The organism is Actinocorallia sp. B10E7, from assembly GCF_039871655.1.
Taxonomy (GTDB): domain Bacteria; phylum Actinomycetota; class Actinomycetes; order Streptosporangiales; family Streptosporangiaceae; genus Actinocorallia.
On record NZ_JBDPLZ010000010.1, the window covers coordinates 79,470 to 95,149 of the forward strand.

General features: G+C 70.4%; 16 protein-coding genes. 11 read left to right on the forward strand and 5 right to left on the reverse strand.

Going from position 1 to position 15,680, the window contains the following annotated elements:
* Positions 1–38 precede the first annotated feature (38 nt).
* From ABGB12_RS28325 to ABGB12_RS28345, 5 genes are all read left to right on the forward strand, one after another.
* Positions 39–1,559, forward strand: coding sequence for an AMP-binding protein (locus ABGB12_RS28325; RefSeq protein WP_347682526.1), 1,521 nt, complete (start codon positions 39–41; stop codon positions 1,557–1,559).
* Between the two features lie 277 nt (positions 1,560–1,836).
* On the forward strand, positions 1,837–3,342 hold the full coding sequence (locus tag ABGB12_RS28330; RefSeq protein ID WP_347682527.1) for an aldehyde dehydrogenase family protein: 1,506 nt from the start codon (positions 1,837–1,839) through the stop codon (positions 3,340–3,342).
* Positions 3,339–3,551, forward strand: a complete 213-nt coding sequence (locus tag ABGB12_RS28335; RefSeq protein ID WP_347682528.1) for a ferredoxin — start codon at positions 3,339–3,341, stop codon at positions 3,549–3,551. Before ABGB12_RS28330 ends, ABGB12_RS28335 begins: the two co-directional genes overlap by 4 nt.
* Positions 3,552–3,553: 2 nt before the next feature.
* On the forward strand, positions 3,554–4,783 hold the full coding sequence (locus ABGB12_RS28340) for a cytochrome P450 (RefSeq protein WP_347682529.1): 1,230 nt from the start codon (positions 3,554–3,556) through the stop codon (positions 4,781–4,783).
* 31 nt (positions 4,784–4,814) lie between these two features.
* Positions 4,815–5,930, forward strand: a complete 1,116-nt coding sequence (locus ABGB12_RS28345; RefSeq protein ID WP_347682530.1) for an NDMA-dependent alcohol dehydrogenase — start codon at positions 4,815–4,817, stop codon at positions 5,928–5,930.
* A gap of 348 nt (positions 5,931–6,278) precedes the next feature.
* On the opposite strand, the gene ABGB12_RS28350 is transcribed toward ABGB12_RS28345, so the two are convergent.
* The gene (locus tag ABGB12_RS28350) at positions 6,279–7,394 is read right to left on the reverse strand and encodes a hypothetical protein (protein WP_347682531.1); all 1,116 of its coding nucleotides are present in this window, start codon (positions 7,392–7,394) and stop codon (positions 6,279–6,281) included.
* A gap of 116 nt (positions 7,395–7,510) precedes the next feature.
* Here ABGB12_RS28350 and ABGB12_RS28355 point away from each other — a divergent pair, with 116 nt between their 5' ends.
* Positions 7,511–8,098, forward strand: a complete 588-nt coding sequence (locus tag ABGB12_RS28355; protein WP_347682532.1) for a TetR/AcrR family transcriptional regulator — start codon at positions 7,511–7,513, stop codon at positions 8,096–8,098.
* 196 nt (positions 8,099–8,294) lie between these two features.
* Positions 8,295–9,635 (forward strand): NADP-specific glutamate dehydrogenase, encoded by a 1,341-nt coding sequence (gene gdhA, locus ABGB12_RS28360; protein ID WP_347682533.1) that lies wholly within the window; start codon positions 8,295–8,297, stop codon positions 9,633–9,635.
* A gap of 127 nt (positions 9,636–9,762) precedes the next feature.
* Here gdhA and ABGB12_RS28365 read toward each other — a convergent pair whose 3' ends face one another.
* Positions 9,763–10,350, reverse strand: coding sequence for a TetR family transcriptional regulator (locus ABGB12_RS28365; protein WP_347682534.1), 588 nt, complete (start codon positions 10,348–10,350; stop codon positions 9,763–9,765).
* Between the two features lie 135 nt (positions 10,351–10,485).
* On the opposite strand from ABGB12_RS28365, the gene ABGB12_RS28370 reads away from it, so the two are divergent.
* Complete coding sequence (locus ABGB12_RS28370) at positions 10,486–11,301, forward strand: glucose 1-dehydrogenase (protein WP_347682535.1); 816 nt, start codon at positions 10,486–10,488, stop codon at positions 11,299–11,301.
* A 100-nt stretch (positions 11,302–11,401) separates the two neighbouring features.
* Here the strand turns inward: ABGB12_RS28370 and ABGB12_RS28375 are convergent, their stop codons facing one another.
* Positions 11,402–11,638 (reverse strand): DUF5652 family protein, encoded by a 237-nt coding sequence (locus tag ABGB12_RS28375; protein ID WP_347682536.1) that lies wholly within the window; start codon positions 11,636–11,638, stop codon positions 11,402–11,404.
* Between the two features lie 346 nt (positions 11,639–11,984).
* Entirely contained in the window at positions 11,985–12,161 is a 177-nt protein-coding gene (locus ABGB12_RS28380) for a hypothetical protein (protein ID WP_347682537.1), read from the reverse strand.
* Position 12,162: 1 nt separating this feature from the next.
* Here ABGB12_RS28380 and ABGB12_RS28385 point away from each other — a divergent pair, with 1 nt between their 5' ends.
* Positions 12,163–12,840: a sigma-70 family RNA polymerase sigma factor gene (locus ABGB12_RS28385; RefSeq protein ID WP_347682538.1), complete on the forward strand. Its 678-nt coding sequence runs from the start codon at positions 12,163–12,165 to the stop codon at positions 12,838–12,840.
* Positions 12,841–12,856: 16 nt separating this feature from the next.
* Complete coding sequence (locus tag ABGB12_RS28390) at positions 12,857–13,270, forward strand: hypothetical protein (RefSeq protein WP_347682539.1); 414 nt, start codon at positions 12,857–12,859, stop codon at positions 13,268–13,270.
* 93 nt (positions 13,271–13,363) lie between these two features.
* On the opposite strand, the gene ABGB12_RS28395 is transcribed toward ABGB12_RS28390, so the two are convergent.
* Positions 13,364–14,533, reverse strand: coding sequence for an epoxide hydrolase family protein (locus tag ABGB12_RS28395; protein WP_347682540.1), 1,170 nt, complete (start codon positions 14,531–14,533; stop codon positions 13,364–13,366).
* 64 nt (positions 14,534–14,597) lie between these two features.
* Between ABGB12_RS28395 and ABGB12_RS28400 the strand changes: the two genes are divergently transcribed.
* The gene (locus tag ABGB12_RS28400; protein WP_347682541.1) at positions 14,598–15,578 is read left to right on the forward strand and encodes a YafY family protein; all 981 of its coding nucleotides are present in this window, start codon (positions 14,598–14,600) and stop codon (positions 15,576–15,578) included.
* Positions 15,579–15,680: the final 102 nt, after the last annotated feature.

Genomic DNA, 15,680 nt, shown 5'->3' on the forward strand with positions numbered 1-15,680 from the left:
GCGATGAAACCTGCCATGAAAGCGGAGAGAGGTGCTATATGAGCGGCACTGTGAACGACGCGCTCATCTTCTGGGCGCGCGTCGACCCGGACCAGGTCGCGATCGACTTCGACGGTGACGCCGTCACCTACCGGGAGCTGTCGAACTGGGCGGACGGCGCCGCCTCCGAGCTTCGCGAGAAGGGCGTCGGAGCGGGCGACCGGGTCGCGCTGCTGGGCAACAACAGCCTCGAATGGTGCGCCGTCGCGCTCGGCGCCTGGCGGATCGGGGCGGTCGTCGCCCCCTTCAACCACCGGCTGCTGGCACGCGAGCTGACCGCTCTGGTGGAGGACTGCGAACCCGCTGTCGTCTACGGCGACGCGGCCTTCAAGCCCCGTCTGGAGGAGGTGCACGAGGCGCGCCCGACCTTCCGGATCGGCGTCCTGGAGGAGGTCGCGCCGCTGCGCGGACGGGCCGACGCCCCGGTCGAGGCACCGCTCGCGGACCGCGACGATGCGACCGCGATCATCTTCACCAGCGGCACCACCGGCCGGCCGAAGGGCGTGGTCTTCACGCACGGCACGATCGCCGGCATCGCGCACGAGTGGTCGCTGGTCGAGCCGGTCCCGCCGAACGACCTCAAGCAGTTGCTCGTCCTGCCGCTGTTCACTGCGGCCGGGGTCATCTGGGCGCTGGCCCGTGTCCTGCTGAACGGCGGCACGCTGTTCCTCCAGCCCTCCCTCGACCCCGCCCGTGCGGTCGAGGTGATCGCCGAGAACAGGGTCACGACGATCATGGGCCCGCCTATCATCTTCCAGGCCATCGCCTCCGCCCCGGGATTCGCCGCCGCGGACCTGAGCAGCGTCGTCACCGCGCACGTGGGCGGCGCCCGGGTGCCGGTGGACCTGCTGCGCGTCTGGCAGTCCAAGGACGTGCTGCTCCGCCAGATCTACGGGCAGACCGAGATCGGCGGCTCGGCCACCGTCATGCCGCGCGCCGATGCCGCGGAAAACCCGGAGAAGTGCGGTCGGGGCGGCATCTTCACCAAGCTCCGCGTGGTGGACCCCGACGGAGCCGACTGCCCTCCCGGCGTTCCCGGCGAGATCCTGCTGCGCGGACCCGGCATGATGCCCGGCTACTGGCGCAACGAGGAGGCGACGAAGACCGCCATCGTGGACGGCTGGCTGCACACCGGCGACATGGGCGTCCTGGACGAGAAGGGCCACCTGACCTTCGTCGACCGGATCAAGGACCTCATCATCTCCGGCGGCCTGAACATCGCCCCGCTGGAGATCGAGAACGTCATCGCCGAACTGCCCGGCGTCCAGGAGGTCTCGGTCATCGGCGTGCACGACGACAAGTTCGGCGAGACCCCCGCCGCGCTCATCAAGGCGAACGGCGAGCTCACCGAGGCCCAGGTCGTCGCGCACTGCAACGCCAGGCTCGCCGACTACAAGGTGCCCCGCTACGTCGTCTTCGCCGAGTCGGACTTCCCCCGCATGGCCAGCGGGAAGATCGCCAAGCGGGAGCTGCGCGACCTGTACGCCGCGGTGCCCGAAACCCACCCGAAGGTTCGCTGACGACACGCCGCCACGACGAGGCGGCACAGGACCGATGAGCACACGCCCGGAGCGGACGGGCTTCTGAACCCGGAGGACGGCGCGGCCTGCTCCGTCCTCGGCGGGAGGCCCCTCGCCGACCTCGGCGCGGAGGGCCGCGAGGCCGGGCCGGCGGCGCGCCGGCCGTCGGCCCGGACGGCCCCGCCTTCACATGACGCGAAACCACCTGCCCTGGCCTTCGCCTGCCCTTTTTCCGGACCCCGGACGGCCCCCGACACCCTCCTCAGATGGGAACCCCATGACACTGACCCTCACGAACTTCATCGACGGCCGGTGGCGCGAGCACAACGGCCCGGCGCTCACGTTCGAGAACCCCTCGACCGGCGAACTCCTCGGCACGCTCCCCGACAGCGGGGCGGCCGAGGTCGACCTGGCGGTCGCCGCGGCCCGCCGCGCCTTCACCGACGGGCCCTGGCCCCGGATGTCCCCGCAGGAGCGGGCCGAGGCGCTGCGCGCCGTCGCCGCCGTGCTCGAAGCCCGGTTCGAGCCGCTGGCCGCAGGCCTCATCGCCGACACCGGCTGCACCGCGCGGCTGGCCCCGATGCTCCAGGCGGGCAGCCCGATCGCCCACCTGCGGGACTTCGCCGGCATGGCCCCGCTGCTGGAGAAGCCGGTGTCCTACCCGGTCGACACCTTCCCCGGTTTCGGCCAGTGGGAGCTGCACCGCGAGCCGGTCGGCGTCGTCGGTGCCTTCACCCCCTACAACTTCCCGCTGTTCATGGCGGTCTGGAAGGCCGCTCCCGCGCTGCTCGCGGGCAACACGCTGGTCATCAAGCCGTCGCCGCTGACCCCCTTCGGGCTGAACGAGCTGGCCGCCGCCGTGATCGAGGCGGGACTGCCGGAGGGCGTCCTCAACATCGTGCACGGTGACCGCGAGGCAGGGCAGGCGCTCGCCGCCCACCCGGGGGTCGACCTGATCAGTTTCACCGGCAGCACCGCGGTCGGCCGCCAGGTGATGGCGTCCGCCGCGCGGACCGTCAAAGAGATCATCATGGAGCTGGGCGGCAAGTCGCCCGCGATCGTGCTGCCGGATGCCGACGCCGAGCTCGCCGTGCGCGGCACCCTGTTCAGCAGCATGATGCACTCCGGGCAGGCGTGCGTCGCCACGACGCGGATGCTCGTCCCCGATTCCCGCTACGAGGAGTTCACCGAGCTGCTCGCGGCCCGTGCCGGAGCGATGGTCCTCGGCCCCGCCACCGACCTGGCGACCGACGTCGGCCCGGTGGTCAGCGCCGCCGCCCGGGACCGGATCGACAAGCACGTCGCCACCGCGGTCGAGCAGGGCGCCCGCGTCCTCGTCGGCGGGGAGAAGCCCGCCGGGCTGCCCGAAGGCGGCCACTACGTCGCCCCGACCGTCCTGGCCGACCCGGACGGCGACACCATCGCGACCCGCGAGGAGACCTTCGGCCCGGTGCTGTCGGTGGTGCGCTACAGCGACATCGACGATGCGGTCCGCAAGGCCAACGACACTCCCTACGGCCTGGCCGCCTCGGTCTGGGGCACCGATCTGAACCAGGCGCGGCAGGTCGCCTCCCGCATCGAGTCCGGCCTGACCTGGATCAACGACGCGGGTGCCGCCGACGTCGCCCGCACCCCGCTGGCCGGACGCAAGCAGAGCGGCGTCGGCACCGAACTCGGCCCCGACGGCCTGTTCGCCTACACCCGCGTGAAGAGCCTCTACACCGCCCTGGACCGAGACCTCGCCACCCGCGCCTACGGAGCCGTCGGGGCGGCGTGGGCGTGAGCGATTCCTTCCGGGTCGAGGTCGACCACTCCGTCTGCGCGGGCCACGGACGCTGCTACGACCTCGCGCCCTCCGTCTTCGAACCCGACGACGACGGGTTCGCCACCGTCACCGGGACGTCCTTCGGCACGGACGTCCTGCCCGAACTCACCGCCGCCCGGCGCAACTGCCCCGAACAGGCCATCACCGTCACCCCCTTGGAAGGCTGACCATGAGCACGATCTCCCCGCGTGACGCGTCCGACCCAGATCTTCAGGTCGACTTCGACATCCACGACCCCGGCATCGCCGACACCGTCTACGAGGAGTACGACAGGCTCCGCGCCAAGTGCCCGGTCGCCCACTCCACCGCCTACGGCGGCCACTGGGTGATGACCCGGTACGAGGACGTCCACGAGGTCTGCCGCAACCACGAGGTGTTCTCCAGCGAGAGCGTGAACATCCCTCCGTCCATCGGCCAGGACGGGGGAATGATCCCGCTGGAGATCGATCCACCGGACCACACGACCTACCGCCAGATCCTCACCCCCGTCTTCTCGCCCCGCCGGATGGCGGCGCTGGAGACGCGGATCCGCGAGATCGTCGGCGAGCTCCTCGACGCGATGGAGGGCCAGGCGAAGGCCGACTTCGTCACCGCCTTCGCCAAAGAGCTGCCCACCAGGGTGTTCCTGGCGCTCATGGGCTGGCCGCTGAGCGATGCCGGGCAGTTCCACACCTGGGTCGACACGATCGTCGTCGGCATCCCCGGTGCCACCGAGGAGGAGTCGATGGCGGCCCGCGGTGAGGCCGCGATGGGGGTGTACGGCTACTTCACCCAGATGCTCGACGAGCGGGAGGCCGATCCCGACACCGAGCGGGACGACGTCACCGGCCTCCTGATCAAGGGCCGTTTCGGCGACCGTGAGCTGACCCGGCACGAGATGCTGAACATGCTCTTCCTCCTGCTCATCGGTGGCCTGCACACCGTCCAGGGGCAGCTCGCGCACAGCGTGCTCTTCTTCGCCGAGAACCCGGAGAAGCGCCGGCAGCTGGTGGAGAACCCCGGCCTGGTCGCCACGGCCGTGGAGGAGATGCTGCGCTGGGAGTCCGCGGTCGCCCCGGCCCGGGTCGTCAAACAGGACATCGTCGTGGGCGGCGTGCGGCTGACGGCCGGGGACAGGGTGCTCATCCCGCTCGGCGCGGCCGGACGCGACCCGGAGAAGTTCCCCGGCGCCGACGAGGTCGACCTCACCCGCGACCCCAACCCGCACCTGGCCTTCGGCGCCGGACGGCACCGCTGCCTGGGCTCCCACCTGGCCCGCGTCGAACTGCGGGTCGCCTTCGAGGAACTGCACCGGCGCTTCCCCGACTACCGGCTCGACCCGGCCGACCCGCCGGTCCGCCACCTCAGCCAGGTCAAGGGCGTCGAGCGGCTGCCGCTGCTCCTCGGCGTCTCGGCCTGACCCCCTCCCCGCATCGAAAGGAAAAGAGCAGATGAAATCCAGAGCAGCCATCCTGTGGGAGGCCCCGGGCGAGTGGGAGATCGTCGAGGTCGACGTCGACGAGCCCAAGGAGCACGAGGTCCTGGTCAAGTTCGTCGCGGCGGGGCTGTGCCACTCCGACGACCATGTGGCCAAGGGCGACGTGCCGGTCGGCCACTACCCCTACTGCGGCGGGCACGAGGGCGCGGGCGTCGTCGTGGCCGTCGGCCCCGGCGTGCGGGACCTGGAGGTCGGCGACCACGTCGTCGCGGCGTTCATCCCCGGCTGCGGGCGCTGCCGCTGGTGCGCGGGCGGCCAGCAGAACCTGTGCGACAACGGTGCCTTCATGATGCTGGGCACCCAGCTCGACGGCACCTTCCGGCTGCACGCCAAGGGACAGGACATCGGCCAGTCCTCGCTGGTGTCGACCTTCTCGGAGTACAGCGTGCTGCCCGAGTGGGGCGCCATCAAGATCGACAAGGACATCCCGCTGGAGATCGCCGCGCTGGTCGGCTGCGGCGTGCCCACCGGCTGGGGCTCGGCGGTGAACGCGGCCGAGGTCCGCCCCGGCCACACCGTCATCGTCATGGGCGTCGGCGGCATCGGCATCAACGCCGTCCAGGGGGCCAGGCACGCCGGGGCCACCCGGATCATCGCGGTCGACCCCGTGGAGTTCAAGCGGGAGAACGCGTTGAAGTTCGGCGCGACGGACACCGCCCCGGACATGGCGACGGCCGCCGACCTGGCCCGATCGCTCACCGACGGCCAGGGCGCCGACTCGGCGATCGTGACCGTCGGCGTGGTCACCGGCCAGGACGTCGCCGAGGCGTTCGCCGCCATCCGCAAGGCCGGCACGGTCGTCGTCACCGCCGTCGGCAACATCCAGGAGCCGGGGATCCCGGTCAGCCTGTTCGAGACCGCGATGTTCCAGAAGCGCATCCAGGGCGCCCTGTTCGGCATGATGTCCCCCTCCCGGGACGTGCCGTACTTCCTGGAGCTCTACAAGAGCGGCCACCTCAAGCTGGAGGAACTGATCACCAGGCGCTACCGCCTGGAGGAGATCAACCAGGGCTACGCCGACCTCCACGCCGGCGTCAACCTGCGCGGCGTCATCCACTACGGCGAGTGATCTGAGGTGGGGCGCCGACCGGCGGCGTCCGGTCGACACCCCACCTCACCGGGCAGATCTGATGATTCTCACCAGGATGACCAGTGTCTTGCTCCTGAAGTTGGAGACGAGCGGGTCCTCGGCACCGGTGTGGACGTCGGGGGGCGGTTTCCAGAACGAGCGGAACGGGCGCCGTTGTCGGTAATGATCGCGACAGCGATTGCACAGTGCCGTCCGCGTCACGCGGAGCGAGCCATCCCGACCATCTCGACGAACGCACCCTGGTGCCGCGCGACCAACTCGCCGCGGCCTTGCCATACGTGGTCGGTCACCGTGTCGGAAGCCCACCGCACGTCACTTCGCGGGGGGTCAGGGGCCGACGCGGGTGTCGGGGACGTAGTGGGGGCGGGGGTCGTCGATGAGGATGCCCGGCTCCGCGGCGCACACGGCCGGGAGCGCGTCGAGGATCGCCTGGACCGAGGCTCCGGTGACGGGGTTGGTGCGGTCGGCGCCGGAGGCGTCCGGGTTGGGGTCGAAGGTCAGCCGGGTCCGCAGGATCGAGGGATCCCCGGTGATCTCGATGGTGTAGTCGATCGGGCTGCGGCCTTCCCGGTCGGGATAGGGGAGTCCGTCGCCGCGGTAGGCGTTGGGCTCGCCGAGGTACCAGCACTCCTCGTTGGTGAAGAAGTGGTGATCGCCGAGGTGGCCGCGGTGGGTGAGGTGGATCGCGGCGGTCCGGCCCGGCTCGACGACGAACCCCGACCGGGTCTCGAACCGTTCGCGCGCCGGGATCCCCCGCAGGTCGTGCTCGACTCGGACCTCGTCCATCGAGGCCCCGAACAGATGGTGCGCGACGTTGCCGGTCAGGTCGCCGTAGTACAGGTCGCCGAACAGGGCCAGCGGCTTGCCCGCGCCCAGCTCGGCGGGGTCGGATCCGAACCCGATCCGGCGCAGCCCGCCCCACATCGTGCCCGCCGCCGCCGCGAAGTCGACGGCCTCGACGCACCGGACGTGCGAGACGCCCGCCACGCTGCGGGCCATCGTCATCGCGACCCGCTCGACCATGAACGTCGGATGCACCCCGGTGCCGTGCAGGGTGACGCCGCCGGTCCGGCAGGCCTCCAGCAGTCGGGAGGCCGGCGGGCGGGAGGCCGTCAGCCAGTTGGGCATCGCCGCGTTGTGGTAGGCGGCCGTGGAGATGACGTTCTTGCCGGACTCCAGCAGCGCGATCACGTCTGTGTCCAGCCTCGCCCCGAGCACGTCAGGGCGGGGGGTCACGATGACGCAGTCGGCGTCCATGGCGAGGATCTCCTCCGCCGACGTGGTCGCCGTGACCCCGATCGGCCCGAGCCCGACCAGTTCGCCCAGGTCCGCACCGTGTTTGCGTTCGCTGAACACCTTCGCACCGACCAGTTCGACATCGTCACGGCGGTGGGCGGCTCGGGCGACGGCTCCGCCGACCTCTCCCGGACCCCAGATGATCATTCGGTATGTCGTGCCTACCATTCACCCTCACTTCCGTCCGGTCTGGACGACCGTCGAACGGGCCGCTAACTTACAGATTGCAAGTTAGCGGGGCAAGAGGCGAGGAGTACCCGGGGATGACCACACGCCGACGGATGAGCGGCCCGCAGCGGCGCGCCCAGATCCTGGACGCCACCTGCCGGATCGTGGTCGAGCAGGGCTACCACGCGGTGACCTTCGAACGGGTCGCCGAGGAGTGCGGTGTCACCCGCACTGTCCTCTACCAGCAGTTCGACACACTGCCCGGGCTTCTGGTCGCGCTGATCGACCGCGAGGTCGAGCACGCCTTCACCGGATTCCGCCACGCCGCCGCCCGGCCGGTCCCGTCAGGCGAAGACCCCTTCACCGCCGCCCTGGCCGGTGTCCTGGAAGCCGTCGACGCCGCCCCCGCCACCTGGCGGATGTTCATGCTCCCCGCCGAGGGCGGCCCGCCGGAACTGCATCAGCGCCTGGCCCGGGCCCGCGCCGTCACCCGCTCCCACCTCCAGAAGATCACAGGTCACCAGGACGATCCCGACCTGAGCATCCGCGTCCTGCACGCCGTCGCCGACGAACTCGTCCGCCTCCGCCTCACCGACCCTGACACCTACTCGGTCGACCGACTCCTGGCCCAGGCCCGCCGCATCGCCCGCGCCGCCCTCGACATGAGCGCCGCACGTGACTGACTCCGGGAAGAGTGAGCTCATTTCACCCCCGGGAGGCGGGTCGCCGGCCACAGCATGATCCCGGATCGGGACGCGACCGGTGTCCGCGGCGGCGCGCTGACCTCCGCGTTCACGCAGGGCAAACGGGAGGGCGCGTCCGGCTCACCGTGTGTCGCCTCCTAAAATCAGGAGCTACAACGACCTGGGAGAGTACGTTTTGCACGAGAAACTGGCGTCGATTTACGAAAACGTCCTGCACCGCAACCCTGGTGAGATCGAGTTCCACCAGGCGGTGCGAGAGGTGCTCGACAGCATCGGCCCGGCTCTCGGCAAGCATCCGGAGTACGCCGAGTCAAAGATCATCGAGCGTATCTGCGAGCCCGAGCGCCAGATCATCTTCCGTGTGCCGTGGGTCGACGACCAGGGCGAGGTGCAGATCAACCGCGGCTTCCGCGTGGAGTTCAACAGCGCGCTGGGGCCGTACAAGGGCGGGCTCCGCTTCCACCCGTCGGTCTACCTGGGCATCGTGAAGTTCCTGGGCTTCGAGCAGATCTTCAAGAACAGCCTGACGGGCCTGCCCATCGGCGGCGGCAAGGGCGGATCGGACTTCGATCCGAAGGGCCGCTCCGACCGTGAGGTGATGAACTTCTGCCAGAGCTTCATGACCGAGCTCTACCGGCACATCGGCGAGTACACCGACGTGCCCGCCGGTGACATCGGCGTCGGCGGCCGGGAGATCGGTTACCTGTTCGGCCAGTACAAGCGCATTACGAACCGCTACGAATCCGGCGTGATCACCGGCAAGGGGCTCGTGTACGGCGGTGCCCAGGTGCGCACGGAAGCCACCGGCTACGGCTGCACGTTCTTCGTCGAGGAGATGCTGAAGGCCCGCGGCACGTCGTTCGACGGCAAGCGGGTCGTGGTCTCCGGCGCCGGCAACGTGGCGATCTACACCATCGAGAAGGTCCAGCAGCTCGGCGGCGTCGTCGTGGCCTGCTCCGACTCCTCCGGCTACGTGCTCGACGAGAAGGGCATCGACCTGGATCTGCTCAAGCAGATCAAGCAGGTCGAGCGGGCCCGGCTGGACGTGTACGCGGCACGCCGCGGCGGCCAGGCCGTCTTCATCCCCGGCCGCAGCGTCTGGGAGGTGCCCTGCGAGGTGGCGATGCCGTCCGCCACCCAGAACGAGATCACGGGCAGCGACGCCGCCTTCCTGGTGGGCAACGGCTGCATCGCGGTGGGCGAGGGGGCCAACATGCCGACCATGCCCGAGGGCATCAAGATCTTCCTGGAGGCGGGCGTCGCGTTCGCCCCGGGCAAGGCGGCCAATGCGGGCGGCGTGGCGACCAGCGCGCTGGAGATGCAGCAGAACGCCAGCCGTGACTCATGGACGTTCGAGCACTCCGAGCACCGGCTCCAGGAGATCATGCGGGACATCCACGCCCGCTGCCTCAAGACCGCCGACGAGTACGGCATGCCGGGCAACTACGTGGCCAGCGCCAACATCGACGGCTTCCGCAGGGTGGCCGACGCGATGCTGGCCCTGGGCGTGATCTGAGCCGGGAGCCGTACGGCGTGTGCCCGGCGACCCACGGCCCGGGAGTCACCAGACCGCACGGGTAGGTGAGGGCCACGCACCGGGCGCCTTTGTCCTCGGCGCCGGCCGTGCCGACGACCCGCCTGCGTCAGGTGGCGGTGAAGGCTGAGAAGGCCTGGTCGAGGAGGGCGGCCAGGTCTTCTTCGCCGTTGGACGCGGACCAGTGGGTGACGGCGATGCTCAGGCAGTCGAGGGCGGCGGCGGCGCGGACAGGGGCGACCAGAGGGCGGGGACGGGGGGAGCGGTCGGTGAGGGCGCGGGTCAGGGCGGGGAGCCAACTGGCCTGTTTCTCGAGCTGACGGTTGCGCAGGGCGGGGCTTTCCTGGATGAGGCGGGTGATGGCCAGGGAGCCCGACGGGTCGGCACGGTAAGCGTCGATGAAGGGATCGAGGCAGCGGCGGAGGACGGTCCAGTCGCCTTCGTCGGCGGGGCGGGCGCGGAGGGCGGCGGCGGCTTGCGCGCCCAGGTCGTCCATGGCGCCGAGGACGGCTTCCTCCTTGCTGCCGAAGTAGCGCAGGAAGGTGCTGCGTGAGACGCCGGCGGCCGCGGCGACGTCGTTGAGCGTGACCTGGTCGAAGCCTTCGCGACGGAACAGCTCGAGGGCGGCCTGCGCGAGTTCGGCCCGGATCGCCGTACGGGCGATGTCTCTGGTCTTGGCGCGGATCGAGTCTTCCACCGGCAGAGGCTACCAGCGGCGACATCTGTTCCCGATGGTGGAACGGCATTGCTACCCTGACACCGAGTTTCAACCTAGGTATGTCGATCCAGACGGGGAATGACGTTTGCCGGTCTGGACCAGAAGGAGACGATGATGTCCACCGCTGAGGTATCGAACAGATCGCTGGCTGAGCTCGTCTCCCTGCAGGGCCGGCGCGCGGTGGTGACGGGTGGAGCCCGCGGGCTCGGCAAGGCCATCGCGGAGCGGCTGGCGGAGGCGGGCGCCGACCTGCTGATCGGCGACATCGAGGAGGAACTCGCCGCGTCCACGGCCGAGGAGATCGCGGAGCGCCACGGGGTGCGCGCGGTCAGCGCCGCCATGGACGTCACCGACGCGGCGTCCGTGGCCTCGGCCGTGAGCCGCGCGGTCACCGAGCTGGGCGGCCTGGAGGTCTGGGTGAACAACGCGGGCGTCTTCCCGGCCGTCCCGCTGCTGGAGATGAGCGAGGAGACCTGGGACGAGGTGTTCGCGGTGAACGCGCGCGGCACCTTCGTCGGGGCGCGCGAGGCGGCGCGGCAGATGGCCGCCGTGGGCAACGGCGGTGTGATCGTGAACGTCGTGTCCACCGCGGGTTTCCGCGGGAGCGCGCCCGGCCTGGCCGCCTACGTCGGCTCCAAGCACGCGGTGCGCGGCCTTACGCGTGAGATGGCGCTCGAACTCGCGCCGCTCGGCATCCGGGTGCTCGGGGTGGCGCCGAGCTTCGTCCCCACCGAGGGCAACATGCTGGCCGCGGCCGCCGCCGGGGTGAGTCCTGAGGACCTCTCGTCGATGGACCTCATGTTCACGGCTCCGATCGGCCGGGCCGGCGTTCCGGACGACATCGCCAGGGTCGTGTTGTTCTGCGCCTCGGACCTGTCGGCCTTCATGACGGGCAGCACGCTGCTGGCCGATGGCGGCACCATGGCCTGACCCGGCCTCGAGTCCGCTTGCACCCGCCCGGTGACAGCCTGGGCGGGCCTCTGGACGGCCTGGCGCGGCGACTGTCCGGGCGCGCGGGGTGCGGGTCCGGTCAGTCGGAGGCGGGCTTTCGGCGGCCGAAGAGGAAGTAGGCGATGGGGACCGCGCCCAAGGAGTTCACGAGCGCGACCGTGGTCGCCCATGCGCGTTTGGAGCCTCGGATCTCGGCTGCGGGGCGCCGTTTGAGATCGATCAGCGCCGCCGCCTTCAGAAGGACCTCGCCCACCGTCGCGGCCACGATCAGCCGGCGGCTCCGCTCGCTCAACTCGTTCCACCGCTTCTTGACCACGACGACTCCTTGTTCTCCGTGACACGTCCCGTCCCATTCTGGAGCACGCGCAGCGGTACTCAGAGTCTGGGTGACGTTGGTGAGCGGTTTCCGGGCTCGGCAGAACGCTGGACGTGACGCGTGGGAGGCTTACCGACGAGCAGCGGAAGCTCCGGCGGCATGGCCCGCGCTAACGCTTTTGTCTTTCGAGTCTCTGCACGTAGCGAAGAGAGACGTTCCGCAGGCCGATCTTTTGAATTCCCTCTGAACCGCTCGCCTGCCAGGACACGACGCCGGGATTCGTCAGGTCCGACCCCGGGAACGCGGCGGCCGCGGTGTGCTCGCGGATCACGGATGGGCGTCGTCGCTACCGGACGGCGTAGTCGGCGAGGGACGGCTCGAGGTTGCCGAACGCGATGCAGGCGTAGGCGGTGATGGTTCGGGCGATGCCGTCGTTGTCCTGGCCTTGGACGGTGCGGTGCAGGGTCTCCTCGAACAGGAGGCGTTGGACGGCGGAGAACTGGGCCGCGGCGACGCGCGGCATGATGTCGTCCGCCAAACGCTACGCCGCCGGGAAAGGGCTGCCCCTGCTGGACCTCGTCCAGGAAGGCACCCTCGGGATGATGCGCGCGGTCGAGAAGTTCGACCACCACCGTGGGCTGAAGTTCTCCACCTACGCCACCTGGTGGATCAAGCAGGCGCTCGGCCGGGCCCTGGCCGACCAGAGCCGCACGATCCGCCTCCCCGTACACCTCGTCGAGGTGCTCAACCGGGTGACCCGCACCCGCCGCGCCATGCTGGCCGAACTCGGACGGAACCCGACGGCCGCCGAACTCGCCGCGGAACTCGATCTGGCCGTCGAGAAAGTCGAGCAGGTGCTGCGCCACGGAGAGTCTCCGACCTCGCTGCACACCCGGCTCTCCGACGACGGCGACACCGAACTGGGTGACCTCGTCCCCGACGACGTGCCGGGCCCCGCCGAGACCGTCGCCGATTCCCTGCTGCGCGGCTACCTCGACGAGGCGCTGGCCACCCTGTCCGAGCGGGAGGCCGCTGTGATCCCCCAGCGGTTCGGCCTGGACGACGACCGTCCGAAGACCCTCGACGAGATCGGAAGAAGCTACGGCCTGACCCGCGAGCGCATTCGCCAGATCGAACGCCAAGGCATGCGCAAGCTCCGGCACCCCTCCCGCGCCCGCACCCTGGCCGACCTCCTCGCCTGAACGACGAAAGGAACCCATGACGAACGTCTCCATCGACGAGTACGCCGTGACCGGCCGCGACGGCGGCCCGTACGCCGTCACCTCCGGCCCGGACGGCGCCCTATGGTTCACCGAGTACCGATCCCACCGGATCGGCCGCGTCACCACGGACGGGACCGCCACGGAGTTCCCGCTCCCCACTCCGGAATGCGGCCCCTACGGCCTTGCCGCAGGCCCCGACGGCGCACTGTGGTTCACCGAGATCGCCGCCGGGCAAATCGGCAGAATCACCACTGACGGCGCCATCACGGAGTTCCCCCTGCCCGACCGCTCCGCCCGCCCGCACGCCATCACCCCCACCTCTGAACCGCACGGCATCGTCCTCGGCCCGGACGGCGCCCTGTGGGCAGCCCTCGAAACCGGCTCCCTCGCCCGCGTCCGTCCCCGCTGACCCGCGGATGTTCGACCAGGTGGGCGCGGAACTCCGGCGCTGGCCTCGGGCAACCTGGTGCCCGAGGCAGCCTCGCGCAGCCCCAGGATCGGCTCAGGAGAGGCCGTGGAAGAAGGCGCGGATGTCGTCGATGAGGAGTTCGGGGGTTTCGAGGGCGGGGAAGTGGCCGCCGTGGTCGTGTTCCGTCCAGTGGGTGATGGTGTGGGTGGCCTCGGCGAAGGGGCGGATGGAGAAATCGGTGGTGAAGACGGCGACGCCGGTGGGGACGGTGCCGCGCTCCAGGGGGCGCCACATGGACGGGTCGTTGAAGCGCTCGTAGTAGGTGTGGGCGGCCGACCCGGCGGTGGCGGTGAGCCAGTAGACCGTGACGGTGGCCAGGACGCGGTCGAGGTCGACGGCGTCTTCGGGGAGGTCGAAGGCGGGGTCGGTCCAGTCCTTGAACTTCTCGATGATCCAGGCGAGCTGGCCGGCGGGGCTGTCGTGCAGGGCGGCGGCGATGGTCTGGGGGCGGGTGCCCTGGAGCTGCATGTAGGCGCCGAGCCGGTCCTGCCAGTGCTTCATACCTTCCAGACGTGCGCGTTCGGTGTCGGTGAGAGCGGCCATGGTGGCGGGGTCGCCGGTGGGGAAGGTGAGCAGGCCGTTGACGTGGACGCCGATGACGTGGTCGGGACGGGAGCGGGCGATGAGCGGGGCGATGAACGCGCCGACGTCCCCGCCGTGCACCCCGTAACGGTCGTACCCGAGCCGGGACATCAGGTCGGCCAGCGCCGCGGCGGTGCGTCCGTCGGTCCAGCCGGGGCCGGGCAGGGGGCCGGAGAATCCGTAGCCGGGCAGGGAGGGGATCACCAGGTGGAACGCCGGAGTTCGGGCGGAGGCGCCGGGGTCGGTGAGGGGCCCGATGAGGTCGAGGAAGTCCAGGACGGTGGTGGGCCAGCCGTGCAGGAGCAGCAGCGGGACCGCGTCAGCGCGGGGAGAGCGGATGTGCAGGAAGTGGATGTGGGCCCCGTCGATGGTGGTGGCGTACTGCGGGTGCTGGTTGAGGGCGTTCTCATGGGTGCGCCAGTCGAAGCCGTCGGCCCAGTGGTCGGCGACTTTCCGGAGGTAGCCGGTGGGGACACCGCGTTCCCAGCCGGTGCCGGGGATGTCGGGCGCCCAGCGGGTGCGGTGCAGGCGGTCGCGCAGGTCGTCCAGGTCGGCCTGGGGAAGCTGGATTCGTGTCGGCCTGATGCTGACTGACTCGGTGGTGCGCTCGGCAGTGCTCATGACTGTGAAGCTAATGCCCATTGGTGTCAGGTTCTGGCACCAATGGGCGGGCATAATGAGCGCCGTGTTGGAGACGTCGGCGCGGTTGTTGAGGTTGCTGTCGCTGTTGCAGTCCCGTGCCGACTGGACCGGCGCGGAGCTCGCCGAGCGCTTGGAAGTGGGACTGCGCACTCTGCGTCGTGACATCGGCCGGCTGCGTGAGCTCGGCTATCCGGTGGAGGCCGCGCCGGGCGTGGCCGGCGGCTACAGGTTGGGAGTCGGCGCCGCACTGCCGCCGCTGCTGCTCGACGACGAGGAGGCGGTGGCCGTCACGATCAGCCTGCGCGCCGCCGCGACCGGCAGCGTGGCAGGTCTGGAGGAGGCCGCCCTGCGGGCGCTCGCCAAGGTGCGGCAGGTCCTGCCGTCTCGGCTGCGCCACCGGGTGACGGCGTTCCAGGCCGCCGCCGTCCCGCTGACGGGCACCGGCACCGAAGCCGCGGATCCCGACCTGCTCACCGCGCTCGCCGCCGCCTGCCGCGACCACCACCGGATCAGGCTTCGTTACCGGCGAGGGGACGGCGTCACCGACCGCCACGTCGAGCCCTACCAGATCGTGCACACGCCCCGCCGCTGGTACCTGCTCTGCTGGGACGTGGACAAGCAGGACTGGCGGACGTTCCGGGTGGACCGCATCGAGCCGCCGCTCGGATCTCCCGGCGCACGCTTCACGCCCCGCCCGCTGCCCGACGAGGGTGCCGCGGCGTTCGTCTCCCATTCCATCAACACCGCCCCGTACGCTTTCCAGGCTCGCGTCCTGTTCCACGCTCCGCTGGAGGCGGTGGCCCGGCGCGCCTCTCCGGCGGCCGGACGCCTGGAAGCGGTCGATGAGCACAGCTGCGTGTTCACGGCCGGCTCGAATTCCCTGCAGGAGTTCGCTCTCCACGTCGCCGCGAAGGGCTTCGACTTCACGGTTCTGGACCCGCCGGACCTTCTTCCCGTCGTCCGGGATCTCTCCGAACGACTCCAAAAAGCCGCGGGGAGCGACCATATGCCTTCTTCTCCGTGACGCTTCTGGTCGGTTGCCGCTCGAGCGTTGGCTTCTGGACCGGGTTCAGTGATCATCGCGTTTCTTCTCGTGCCGGAACGCACGCCGTTGCTTTCCGGCCAG